The sequence below is a fragment of the Bacillus sp. FSL M8-0025 genome (genome assembly GCF_037975475.1).
Classification (GTDB): Bacteria; Bacillota; Bacilli; order Bacillales; family Bacillaceae; genus Bacillus; species Bacillus subtilis.
On the sequence record NZ_CP150258.1, the window covers coordinates 2,500,981 to 2,513,373 of the forward strand.

General features: G+C 35.8%; 15 protein-coding genes and 2 pseudogenes. 3 read left to right on the forward strand and 14 right to left on the reverse strand.

What is annotated here, in order from left to right:
• Positions 1–58: 58 nt before the first annotated feature.
• From MKX38_RS12880 to bltR, 8 genes and pseudogenes are all read right to left on the reverse strand, one after another.
• Positions 59–155, reverse strand: a pseudogene (locus MKX38_RS12880) (rhodanese-like domain-containing protein); the annotation flags it as partial.
• 23 nt (positions 156–178) lie between these two features.
• Positions 179–661 (reverse strand): DsrE/DsrF/DrsH-like family protein, encoded by a 483-nt coding sequence (locus MKX38_RS12885; protein WP_015251635.1) that lies wholly within the window; start codon positions 659–661, stop codon positions 179–181.
• Between the two features lie 145 nt (positions 662–806).
• Positions 807–1,067: a metal-sensitive transcriptional regulator gene (locus MKX38_RS12890; RefSeq protein WP_003237170.1), complete on the reverse strand. Its 261-nt coding sequence runs from the start codon at positions 1,065–1,067 to the stop codon at positions 807–809.
• Between the two features lie 21 nt (positions 1,068–1,088).
• Positions 1,089–1,406: a hypothetical protein gene (locus MKX38_RS12895; protein ID WP_015251633.1), complete on the reverse strand. Its 318-nt coding sequence runs from the start codon at positions 1,404–1,406 to the stop codon at positions 1,089–1,091.
• A 383-nt stretch (positions 1,407–1,789) separates the two neighbouring features.
• Positions 1,790–2,350 carry a cupin domain-containing protein gene (locus MKX38_RS12900; protein WP_015251632.1) on the reverse strand — a complete coding sequence of 187 codons (561 nt, stop codon included), beginning with the start codon at positions 2,348–2,350 and terminating at the stop codon, positions 1,790–1,792.
• A 225-nt stretch (positions 2,351–2,575) separates the two neighbouring features.
• Entirely contained in the window at positions 2,576–2,719 is a 144-nt protein-coding gene (locus MKX38_RS12905; protein ID WP_032722385.1) for a hypothetical protein, read from the reverse strand.
• Positions 2,697–2,828: pseudogene (locus tag MKX38_RS12910) on the reverse strand (hypothetical protein); the annotation flags it as partial. The gene MKX38_RS12905 and the pseudogene MKX38_RS12910, both read right to left, overlap by 23 nt.
• A gap of 63 nt (positions 2,829–2,891) precedes the next feature.
• Entirely contained in the window at positions 2,892–3,713 is an 822-nt protein-coding gene (bltR, locus tag MKX38_RS12915) for a multidrug efflux transcriptional regulator BltR (protein WP_015251630.1), read from the reverse strand.
• 116 nt (positions 3,714–3,829) lie between these two features.
• On the opposite strand from bltR, the gene blt reads away from it, so the two are divergent.
• Both blt and bltD read left to right on the forward strand, forming a co-directional pair.
• A complete protein-coding gene (gene blt, locus MKX38_RS12920) occupies positions 3,830–5,032 on the forward strand; it encodes a multidrug efflux MFS transporter Blt (protein WP_280149953.1) in 1,203 nt (400 codons plus the stop codon).
• Positions 5,033–5,200: 168 nt separating this feature from the next.
• Entirely contained in the window at positions 5,201–5,659 is a 459-nt protein-coding gene (bltD, locus tag MKX38_RS12925; protein ID WP_069322783.1) for a spermine/spermidine acetyltransferase, read from the forward strand.
• Between the two features lie 156 nt (positions 5,660–5,815).
• Here the strand turns inward: bltD and MKX38_RS12930 are convergent, their stop codons facing one another.
• The 3 genes from MKX38_RS12930 to MKX38_RS12940 form a co-directional block, all read right to left on the reverse strand.
• Positions 5,816–7,120: a hemolysin family protein gene (locus MKX38_RS12930; protein ID WP_339187319.1), complete on the reverse strand. Its 1,305-nt coding sequence runs from the start codon at positions 7,118–7,120 to the stop codon at positions 5,816–5,818.
• A gap of 281 nt (positions 7,121–7,401) precedes the next feature.
• On the reverse strand, positions 7,402–7,545 hold the full coding sequence (locus tag MKX38_RS12935; RefSeq protein WP_014477437.1) for a YrzO family protein: 144 nt from the start codon (positions 7,543–7,545) through the stop codon (positions 7,402–7,404).
• A gap of 17 nt (positions 7,546–7,562) precedes the next feature.
• Positions 7,563–8,528 (reverse strand): DMT family transporter, encoded by a 966-nt coding sequence (locus MKX38_RS12940; RefSeq protein ID WP_033885204.1) that lies wholly within the window; start codon positions 8,526–8,528, stop codon positions 7,563–7,565.
• Positions 8,529–8,653: 125 nt separating this feature from the next.
• Here MKX38_RS12940 and czcR point away from each other — a divergent pair, with 125 nt between their 5' ends.
• Positions 8,654–9,520, forward strand: coding sequence for a LysR family transcriptional regulator CzcR (gene czcR / locus MKX38_RS12945; protein WP_021480163.1), 867 nt, complete (start codon positions 8,654–8,656; stop codon positions 9,518–9,520).
• Between the two features lie 119 nt (positions 9,521–9,639).
• Here czcR and MKX38_RS12950 read toward each other — a convergent pair whose 3' ends face one another.
• The 3 genes from MKX38_RS12950 to MKX38_RS12960 all read right to left on the reverse strand — a co-directional run bounded on the left by MKX38_RS12950 (position 9,640) and on the right by MKX38_RS12960 (position 12,390).
• Complete coding sequence (locus MKX38_RS12950; protein WP_029318140.1) at positions 9,640–10,677, reverse strand: NAD(P)/FAD-dependent oxidoreductase; 1,038 nt, start codon at positions 10,675–10,677, stop codon at positions 9,640–9,642.
• Between the two features lie 87 nt (positions 10,678–10,764).
• Positions 10,765–11,712, reverse strand: a complete 948-nt coding sequence (gene czcD / locus MKX38_RS12955) for a CDF family zinc transporter CzcD (RefSeq protein ID WP_029318141.1) — start codon at positions 11,710–11,712, stop codon at positions 10,765–10,767.
• A gap of 288 nt (positions 11,713–12,000) precedes the next feature.
• Positions 12,001–12,390, reverse strand: coding sequence for a tautomerase family protein (locus MKX38_RS12960; protein WP_029318142.1), 390 nt, complete (start codon positions 12,388–12,390; stop codon positions 12,001–12,003).
• Positions 12,391–12,393 lie beyond the last annotated feature (3 nt).

Sequence of the window (12,393 nt, forward strand, 5' to 3'; positions counted from 1 at the left end):
TCCTTTTCTCATATAGGGGTGGGGGTATATAAACATACAAAAAGTTTCTCACTGGAAGTTAATACCATGTATTCATGCCCCCTTTTATATTTGTGATGTTTTTAAATCCTTGTTTCTTCAATATTTTTACTTGCCTTTAAACTTCTCATTCCGCTTAGCAATGAGTAAATGAGTAGCATTAGATAAATAAGTTGACACTGCCTTCCTCAGCATCTGCCAAATAAGCTGCTACACCAGCATAGTCAATATCATCTAATAGTTCTTTTTCCTGTAAACCAAGAAGATCCATTGTCATCGTACAAGCTACGAGCTTTACCCCCTGTTCTTGAGCCATCTCAATCAACTGAGGCAAAGGAAGTGCATTATGCTTTTTCATCACATTTTTAATCATTTTAGGGCCCATACCTGCAAAGTTCATTTTAGATAAACCCATCTTATCAGCACCACGAGGCATCATCTTTCCAAACATTTTTTCAAGAAATCCTTTTTTCACTGGAATCAGCTCTTCTTTACGTAAAGCGTTTAATCCCCAAAAAGTATGGAAGATCGTCACTTCATGATCGTAGGCAGCTGCACCATTTGCAATAATATAGGCTGCCATTGCCTTATCATAATCCCCGCTAAATAAAACAATTGTTGTGCGTTTTGTTTGTTCTGTCATGTTTATTCCCCCAACTAATTACCCCTGTGGGTATATTAAAGTCAAAAATTTTTTTTCGAAAGATGCTTTTATTCAACTCTTTAAATACCATAGGGGGTATAATATAACGCATATAAAAATTCGTCAACCTTAGGTTGATGAATTTTTATCGGCTCTTTACCAATAAGTCGACTGCTTCTTTTACTAAATTTTGTGTGTCTTCGCCTTTTTCTAAACTTTCACGAACACAATGTTCAAGGTTTGTGCTCACAATTAAACCCATCGCTCGATCGATCGCATTACGGGAAGCTGCTAATTGGGTCACAACCTCTCTACAATCTTTTCCTTGTTCCATCATAGTCAATACACCTTTAATTTGTCCTTCAATCCGTCGTAAGCGGTTTTTAATCTTTTGATCATACTCCATATATCAATGAAATCCTTTCTTTCATTTATTTTTACATTTACATGTTGCCAGTTCATAACTGTTTACATGGATACCTTTGCGCTTTAGAAAACGCACTCCTAAATTTAATTCCACCTGGTCACGAGCTATTATGTGTATTTTATCACGTGGAATCTCTAAATAAAAACGTTTTAGATACGCATATGGGATGTTTAAAATAATATTATCCGAAAAATTGGGTACATCGTTATAATGGCGAATATCTAATATTGTGATGTCCATAGCCTTTAATTTATCTTTATGGATACAAGAGATTCCGGTTATAGGATAATAACGTCTATACGTTGCAATGATAATCACAAAAATAAGCAGGAATGCAATAACTAAATAATTGATACTACTTACACCACCTTATTAACTCTTTGTTATTCACAAAACAATAATATACCCCCATAGGTATATAGTCAAGTGTGAAAGTTACTTTCTTTGAGCTGATAGATTCATTTCGATATCCGCGGATTGAAAAAATACTTACATTCGATAATGCCAATTCTGCTAAAAGGAACTCGAATAAAGCAATAAGCCGATTTAATTTTAAATCGGCTTTATTTATCAATTACTTAAAATTAGCACAAGACACGCTGCTTGGATATTAAATGGGGTTTCATTAGCATGGTACTGGTTCCCCATGTTTCATGCTGAATGTGACTTTAATTATTCTAGAATTCTGCAGAATATCTGTGCTAATCTTCCGCAGCCACTGCATCTGCTTTGGTTTCATGAACTGTACCAAATGGATGGTTAGGAGGAGCATAAATGGAGTAAAGTTTTAATGGCGTATTTCCTGTATTAATTACGTTGTGCCAAGTGCCGGCAGGGACAACAATGGCAGAATCATCATATACATTTCTTTGAAAGTTCAAATGATCTTTACTCTTTCCCATTTTGACGATCCCACGCCCCTGCTCAATCCGTAAGAACTGGTCAACGTTAGGATGGATTTCCAAACCAATGTCTTCTCCAATACCAAGACTCATCAAAGTCACTTGAAAATGCTTTCCTGTCCATAAAGCAGTACGGAACGTATTGTTTTGTTTTGTGGCTCTATTGATATTTACAACAAATGGTTTTGGTCCATAATCCTTCAAAAGAAGGTTTCTATCTTCATATGAAGAGCGCAAATCGGCACCTCTGTGTACGTTCTCCATCTCATTTGGAATAGTCCAATAAACAGATCTTCCGTCATTATACATCGGCACAGTCACATAATAATAACATTGAGGCGAAAAAGGGTTATAGTACATTTTTTGATCCCCGCAATTATAAATTTTTGTGATAGTATCCTATGCATTTATTAAGGGAGTGTGCTAAATCAAGAAAACTCATATTAAACACAAAAATGAATGTTCGATCACCGTTTGATTCATGGATGAATAATTTATCACCGACCTTGTAATCGTTTTCTGGATGTTGAATTTCACTAGCCTTTGTTAACAAGACATCGAATGACACCTTTATATGATGGATTATCAAAGGTCGACGATCCTAAATGGTTTTTGAACATTTACATAGCACAACAACAGAGTATACGGAATTCTGTTGTTTGTCCCCCCTATCCCAGCTCTTTTAGATTTATCTCTTTGGATGCGCCTTGATGGCCAGCTTTTCAGCAGCGTAGTATTTAGCGCCTCCTGAATCGTTATAGCATATTTCAACGCCGATAGACTTGCGGTTCCCAGTGCCGTTTGTACCGTCACCTGTATGTGGGCTCGCTTTTAGTAAACCAGTTTATATTCTTTTTGGGCACACAATAGAAGCAATTTTTCATATGAAAATTTCGTAATCTTACACCTCTTTAACTTGAAGGAGGATTTTTGCATATGTATTTTCATACCCGTCAACTACCATCTCATCCAGCATATATTCCTCATATGCATTTTCCCCTATTTGCATTCCATTCTTTTCAATGAACTCAATGATTCTCCGGTACGCCTCTTCAGTATTTCCGCCTATTTCATATCCAACTGCATACAGGCCTTTTGGTCGTACATGATAATTTATGTTCTCTGCCCCATCTTTTACTTTTATATAAAAGTAACTGTAATTGTAGAAGTCTTTTTCTAAGATTTGTTCCCGTGCAAAGATTCCGCCTATCGGATATCCTTCATCTAATTCATATTGCTGAACTTCATGAATGAGTTCTGAAATGGCTGCCACATATTTTCGTTCCGGTAAGTTTAATGTTTTTCGGCTTAACATGAATGTTTCTTCATTTAAATATTCAAAAGAAATTGAGGAAAAATCAGTCTCAAGTGCTTGTTCTGTAAGCGTCACTTTTGTTTGTAAGATCATTTGCAACTGCTTAAGCTCATTTATTTTTTTATCAATCTCAATAGACTTTTCTTTTAGAACATGCAGGATCTTGTCTGGTGTTTTTCCTTTTATTAGACACTTTATTTCTTTTAATGGAACCCCAAGCTCTTTAAATAGACTGATGACTTGAAAAATCTCAAATTGATGATAGGAATAATATCTATACCCATTTTCTTTTTTTATTTCCGGCGAGAAAAGACCAATCTCATCATAATGAAATAAGGTTTGTTTTTTTACACGGCAGAGCTTCGAAAACTCCCCTGTTGTGAAATACTTCTTAACATCTTCGCTCATAAAAACCTCCTTGACTATACGGTAACCATATACCTTATGATTTGATTGTACTTGAAAAAAGCTTCAAGCGAAAAGGATAGGTAAAAAGGGTTCAATTGAGTAAAAGGGGAATTCAGATGAAAAAATCAATAAATGAGCAAAAAACGATATTCATTATACTATTAAGCAACATCTTCGTAGCATTTCTTGGTATCGGTTTAATCATTCCAGTTATGCCTTCTTTTATGAAAATCATGCATTTATCCGGCAGCACAATGGGTTATCTTGTTGCGGCTTTTGCCATTTCTCAGTTAATTACTTCACCTTTTGCAGGTAGGTGGGTTGACCGTTTCGGGAGAAAAAAAATAATTATTCTCGGGCTGCTTATATTCAGTTTATCTGAGTTGATTTTCGGATTAGGGACCCATGTTTCAATATTTTATTTCTCGAGGATATTGGGTGGTATAAGTGCGGCTTTTATCATGCCCGCGGTAACAGCATATGTAGCTGATATTACAACCCTAAAGGAAAGGTCAAAGGCTATGGGGTATGTTTCTGCTGCAATTAGCACAGGCTTTATTATTGGGCCTGGTGCGGGAGGATTTATTGCCGGCTTTGGCATCCGCATGCCGTTTTTCTTCGCCTCCGCCATCGCGTTAATAGCAGCTGTCACTTCTGTTTTTATACTAAAAGAGTCATTGTCGATAGAAGAACGCCATCAACTCTCATCTCATACAAAGGAATCAAATTTCATTAAAGACTTGAAGAGATCCATTCATCCTGTCTATTTCATTGCATTTATTATCGTCTTTGTAATGGCTTTTGGTTTATCAGCTTATGAAACGGTATTCAGCTTGTTTTCTGATCATAAATTTGGCTTCACGCCAAAAGATATTGCAGCCATTATTACGATTAGCTCCATTGTTGCGGTAGTTATTCAAGTTTTACTTTTCGGGAAATTGGTCAACAAACTTGGAGAGAAAAGAATGATTCAGCTGTGCTTAATAACCGGTGCGATCTTGGCTTTCGTGTCTACTGTTATGTCAGGATTTTTAACTGTTTTGCTTGTAACTTGTTTTATTTTTCTGGCGTTCGATTTGCTACGTCCGGCCTTAACCGCTCATTTATCCAATATGGCCGGTAACCAGCAGGGTTTCGTAGCAGGCATGAACTCCACATACACCAGCCTGGGAAATATATTTGGACCTGCTCTAGGCGGTATACTATTTGATCTTAACATTCATTATCCTTTCCTTTTTGCAGGTTTCGTTATGATTGTCGGCCTTGGTCTTACAATGGTTTGGAAAGAAAAAAAGAATGATGCTGCAGCTTTGAATTAATTCATTTTCTATAAAGTCAAGTCATTTGGATGCAGGGAATGCCCCTGGTTAGGCACAATAAGAAAAGGTACTTAATTTGATAGGCTACATGTTGCTTGACGTGAATATAGTTTAAGCTGAGTTTTAGCAATATCAGGATACCGGGATAAGAAAAAAGGAGAATGTAGTATGAGTATAAAAATAAAAGGAGTAACTGATGATAATCGTGCTGCAATTCTTGATCTACATGTCAGCCAGAATCAATTATCATATATTGAATCTACAAAAATATGTTTAGAGGATGCAAACGAATGTCACTATTATAAACCTGTCGGGCTTTACTATGAAGGAGATCTAGTCGGTTTTGCAATGTATGGATTGTTTCCCGAGTATGATGAAGATAATAAAAATGGACGAGTCTGGCTTGATCGATTTTTTATTGACGAACGCTATCAGGGAAAAGGATTAGGGAAGAAAATGCTTAAAGCCCTCATTCAGCACCTTGCTGAGCTATATAAATGTAGGAGAATTTATTTAAGTATATTTGAAAATAATATTCATGCTATACGCCTTTATCAAAGGTTTGGTTTTCAATTTAATGGTGAACTCGACTTTAATGGTGAGAAGGTAATGGTAAAAGAGCTATAGATATCCAGGCCTCCTTTTTTGCTGAGAAACGTTTGAACTTCGATAATGATTACCTACTTAAACTGCAAGATCATTGTTTAAAAAAGCCTGGATGAAAATTTCATCTCAGGCTTTAAGCATCTTATTAGTCAAAATCTCATGTGTTTTATCCAGATGTTATTCTTTTTTCCGGACAATTTCTAAATAATTAATATGCCGGCCAACTGTTTTGTGCACTTTAAAAATATACCCATCGGCTTCTATAACGGACCCAACTGCAGCGTCTATTTGTTGAGTCATAAACCAGCCGCCTATTGTATCCACTTCGTCACTTGCTAACGTCGTTCCCAATAAATCATTTACATCTTCAATGAGCACTTTCGAATCTAAGATATAGTGATTATCATTTACTTTTCTAATATTAGGCACTTCATCTTTATCAAATTCATCTCTGATTTCCCCGACAATTTCTTCAAGAATATCTTCAGCAGTGACTAAACCTGAAGTGCCGCCATATTCATCCACAAGAATAGCGATATGTGTTCGCTCTTTTTGCATTTTTACCAATACATCATGAATTGGAACGGATTCAATAACATGGATAACAGGGTTGATATGATTTTCTAACTTGAAATCCTCTTTTATCTTCTGGTCTGTGTCAATATAAGCTGACAAAAATTCTTTAGCATTGATAAAACCAATGATTGAATCTTTATCTCCATTTAGGACGGGGTACCTTGTATAGCTCTCTGTCTTAATGGTCTTAACAATAGTTTCATAAGAATCCTCACTAGAAATCGCTACGATCTCTCTTCTCGGAATCATAATTTCTTTGGCGATTCTTTCATCAAATTCAAAAATATTATTTACATATTTCAACTCATTTTGATTGATTTCACCGCTCTTATAGCTTTCAGACAGTAAGATGCGCAGTTCTTCTTCAGAATGAGCAAGTTCATGTTCTGATGCAGGTTTCAAACCGAAGAGTCCTACTATAAACCGGGCTGAACCATTTAAAAACCATATAAAAGGGAACAGGATGCGGTAAAACCAAATAATTGGCTTTGCAGTCAAAAGAGTGATGGTTTCCGCTTTTTGGATAGCGAGTGTTTTAGGAGCAAGTTCTCCAACTACAACGTGCAAAAAAGTCGCCATCACAAAAGCAATCACTAAGATCAATACATGTGAGACTGTTTCACTTACATGAAAATGAGCAAATAAGGGGTGCAAAATCACTTCAAAAGTCGATTCTCCGACCCAGCCAATTCCCAACGCTGTAACCGTGATCCCTAATTGACAAGCTGACAAATATTCGTCCAAATGAGTAATGACCTTTTTGGCTGATATGGCACCTTTTTTTCCCTCTAATATGAGTTGGTCAATTTTTGATGACCTGATCTTTACTATCGCAAATTCAGTCGCAACAAAAAATGCTGTTAAGACAATTAAAAGAGTAAAGATTATAAGGTTAATGGTTGTCAATGATTTGCCTTACCTAGTAAGGCGTACACCTCCGATGTAAATATTTATTTTTATAACCCGTTTTTTCTGAATAAACAAAAAACAGTATATATAACATTATAAGTTCAAAAGAACCTAAAATCAACTCTGAATGATGTAAATAATCATCTTTTTCCGTATGGAGAGTGGTTCCCATAGTCTTCAACTAACGATTAGTGGCGTTTTAAGGCTTAAAAAAGAAAGCAAAATAAAAACACACCTGAATTTTCTGGTGTGTTTCAATAATACCCAACCGTCTTGATTTATTTAATGTCTTTATTAAGGTTTTCTTTTAAAATTTGAATCAATTCCGCCTGTTGCTTTATATTTTTGCGGCCATTTCTATTAATTGCAGCAAGTTCACAGACAATTCCAGCTGAAATGAAAAACAATAAACCTTCAAACATTTTAAATCCCCCACCGTCTAAGTGATAGTCAAATGTGTTTTTTCTTTTTGTAATACCTGCTTATAATCTTCCTTACGCTGATATATGTTATTTAAAATGAGTCCAATAATGACAAACAGTGTTCCTACTATATCAAATGCAGTTATGTTATATCCTTTGATCACCATGATTAACAATGTAGTAATGGGGACAAAGTTAATAAATAAAATCCCATTAATGGATGATAGGATTTTAATGCCATAGTTCCAACTAAGGAGGGCTATGATACCTGGTAAAGTAATCATAAATAAAAAATCATACTTAATTGCTGCAATCACTTTAATACTCGGTACCGACACGTAACCTTGCGCGGTAAGTATAGCTGTCATGATTCCTGTTATAGCTGTGCCGAATAAACATGTCAAAGTTGAATAACGAAGTGTGGACCACTCTCGGAATATCTGTCCCCCCATTGTGTAGACAACCCACCCTAAAACACCAATGAATATAAAGAGTATCGAGAATAGATGATCCCCTAATGAAAAAAAGAAACTTATATTACCTTTGGTTATGACCATCGAAGCCCCCAAAAAGGCAATCAATATACTGATCATTGTGTATTTTTTAGGTTTCACATGTTTATATCCCCATAGAATAACAATTGAAAGCATCGGCATGAGTGCCTCGGCAATGGATGCTGTCATAATTCCAGACTTCCCCATCAACCTTTGACCTAAAAAAATAAGAACATTGTATATAGTAAACGCCATCACCCCAAATAAAATGATCCATTTTGCTTTACCCTCTAAATGAAATGATTTCTTTCCTTCTCTCACCAATAATAAAATCACTAACATAATCGTTACCACACCGTAGCGAATAAATGAAAAATAAAACGGATCAATAAATTCTAATGCATGATCTGCAACTGGAAACATCGCGCCCCAAGACATACTTGCTACTAAACATGTAAGGGCACCAATGAATAATTGACTTTTTTTCATTGAATTCCCCTCCTTTTCTTTAAAATTACAATGAGAATTATAAAAAGAAGTAAGCATCAAGTAAAATGAACAAAAGTGATGAAAAACATCATTGATAATGATACTTTAATGAAGGGGGGATCTTCATGGAACTGCGAGACTTACAAATTTTCAAATGCGTAGCCCATCACAAGAGTATTACCGGTGCTGCAAAAGAGTTAAATTATGTACAATCTAATGTAACTGCGCGGATTAAGCAATTAGAGAATGAACTCAAAACACCTCTTTTCAATCGCCATAAAAAAGGGGTTTCACTAAGTCCAGAGGGCCGAAAAATGATTGAATACGTTAACAAAATTTTGAAAGATGTTGAAGAACTGGAGCAAGTCTTTCTAGATACTGATATACCGTCTGGAATATTAAAAATCGGTACAGTGGAAACAGTGAGGATACTGCCGACCATCATAGCTTCCTATTATAAAAAGTATCCTAATGTGGATTTATCATTGCAGGCTGGTCTAACAGAGGAACTTATTAAAAAGGTCATGAATCACGAATTAGACGGAGCTTTTATTTCAGGCCCTTTGAAACATTCTATCCTGGAACAGTATGATGTTTATACTGAAAAACTTACTCTAGTAACCAGTAACAAAACGTTTAATATAGAGGATGTTTCAACGACTCCGATTCTTGTTTTTAATCAGGGGTGCGGGTATCGGTCTAGGCTTGAACAATGGCTCAAAGATGAAGGTGTGCTCCCAAACAGAATGATGGAATTTAACATCCTGGAGACAATCTTAAATAGTGTTGCACTTGGACTCGGTATAACAGTGGTACCGGAATCTGCTGTTATGCATCTAGCTGCACAAGGTAAGGTTTATTGTCACCCATTACCTGAGAAAGATAGCTGTATCTCAACAATCTTTATACGCCATAAAGATGCGTACCTGACAAATTCAATGCGCAGCCTCCTTAAGACCATTGTTGAACATAAAAATATGAGTATGTCTTAAAGTGCTTTTTCTCTTTCTATGTTAACTTCTTAAATAAAAGAGAAGGCGCATCTCCACTTCGCTACCCTTATTCACAATAAAATAGAGCAGTAAACATGTGAGTTACTGCTCTGCTTCGTTTATCCACCGTTCATTTGTTTTACAATGTATTCAGCATCATTTCCTACGCCTTGAAGCAACGCTGAACCTCGCTTATGCTGCCAAGGCAACCCTATAAAGTACAATCCTTCTACAGGTGAAACACCTCTATGATGTATGATTCGACCTTCTTGATCCAAAACACCTTTTATATTTATCCAACATAAGGGATTCCTGAAACCAGTAGCCCAAATAATATTGTTTACTTCTAATGTAGATGAATCTTTAAAAATGATTTCATTTTGCTTTGCGGCAATGACTCTTTTTTTTAAGATGATCTCCTTCTGTTTTATTGCATGTTTTAATTCATGCCCAAATACTGGATCACCTTTCTTTTGAATGAATTTGCCTACTATTGATGTATGACTTGCATGTAAAACTCCTAATTTATCAAACCACCAAAAGATGCTTCTTTTTCCGATCATTAAAGGGAAATAAACTAGTTTATTACTACAGGCTAAATATGTAACTCTTTCTTTGGATAATTCAACAGCTATCTGAGCACCACTATTCCCACCACCAACTACTAGTACATTTCCATATGCCAATTGTTTTGAATTCTTATATTGTGATGAGTGTAGTTGATTAATATGATCAGCTAAATCCTTTGATATTGATGGAATACTAGGGGTATGAAAAGGCCCTGTAGCAATGACAAGATTCTTCGTTTGATATTCTTCCCGATTTGTTTTTATTAAGAAATAATTCTTTATTTTTAGGACACTTATTACTTCTGTCCGTAATTGGATTGGAATTTCAAATTTTTTAACATACTTCTTTAGATAAGCAACAATTTCATTTTTTGTAGGAAATCCATGTTTTTCTCCTTCAAGATGCATTCCAGGCAAAGAGCTATACATTCGAGAAGTAAATAAAACTAATGAGTCATACCGATCTTTCCAGCTCTCCCCCACCTCATGACTTTTATCCAAAATGATAAACTTTTGATCGGACTGCTTAAGATAATATCCTATCGAGATCCCTGCTTGACCAGCCCCGATTACTATAGTGTCGTACACATTATCACCCCGCCAATTTCAAATTGTCAGTAGACAGAATCTGCAAAATGCTAGTTGATCTCCTCACGATAAAGTTAGATAAAAAATTTAATGGTGATGGTGGTCACGCGGCTTCTCCATTTTGGGCTGACAAAGGATCGCATTGTCGTGATTATGCGCTTCGGTTTCCATTTGAATGGTTACGTGCGTAATGCCTTTATGCTCAAGTTCATGTTCAATTTTGCGTAAAATATTTTCACTTTCTGAAATGGTCAGTTGACCGTCAACAACTGCGTGGCAAGAAAGAGCATTCAATCCGCTTGTGATAGACCATATGTGTAAATCATGAATGTTTTGAATTCCCTCTGTCCCTTCAATTGTACGAATGATATCATAGACATCGATATTTTCTGGAGTTCCTTCCATTAATATGTGAATGGAATCTTTAGTCACATTGTAACCGCTTCTTAGAACAAGAATAGCCACAATGATACTAGCCAATGGGTCTGCCCAGCCCCATCCAAAGAAGATGATAAGTATGGCAGCTAAAATGGCACCTACAGAGCCGAGCATATCGCTTATTACATGTAAATAAGCTCCTCTTATATTCAGATTATTCTTTGTATCTCCGCCACTCATCATAATCCAAGCGACCAATAGATTCACAACTAACCCGATGATACTAATTGTAAGCATGCCGGTTGTTGCTACTTCTGGTGGATGAGAGAAGCGTTCGATTGCTTCATAAATGATATAAAGAGAAATAAGAATTAAGGCAGCACCGTTTATCACAGCTGCAAGAATCTCAAATCGTTTATAGCCGAATGTCTTATTGTGATTTGCCTTTTTTTCAGCTAATGTAAAAGCAATCAGGGCAACCATTAATGAAATTGAATCACTCAGCATATGGCCTGCATCAGATAAAAGCGCCAGACTATTTGTTAAAAATCCTCCTATAGCTTCTATTATCATATAACCTGTAATCATGATAAAAGAGATCAATAAAACCTTTTTATTTGCTCCTTCATTATGATTGTGACTATGATTGTGACCCATAAAAAACTCCTCCTTACCTAAAGTTTATTGATACATATGTATTTATTATTTCAAATCTGTTATGAAGCATTCTAACATAATGCAAACAATATTTATATATGATCATGTGTTCATATATAAATATATCTACTCTTTACTGAAATGTCAAAATATTTTTTATAGAAATCCACAATACCTCCTTAATTATTCTTTTATAAACATAAAAAAGCGGAGCAAACACATGGTTTGCTCCGCTACCCTAGTTTCTCTATCCTTTTCTTCAATCAAGCATTTGAGGGTAGTATTCAACTACAATTTACCTGTTAAAAATTGGGCCTCACCAAGTCCAAAACTCCAGTCAGCATTATCATTTTCAACAATAGATACAATTAAATCAGTTGATGCGATACCACACTCAGATTCCAGTCTTTCAGCTAACAGCCTGTAAAATTTTTGTTTCTTCTCTTCCAGTCGGGATTTACTTGTAACTGAAAGAACAACAAGATTTTTAGTTCGGTTAAATCCTAACCCAGTATCCTCAATAATCATATGATTTTCTGGATGTTCATGAACAATTTGATAACGGTCTTGTTGAGGCACATCAAAAGCCTCTACTACAACATTGTGAGCGACATCTAAAAGTTTTTTCAAACTTGATTGATCTCGCCCTTCTATTAAGTCAAAACGAAGTAATGGCATAAA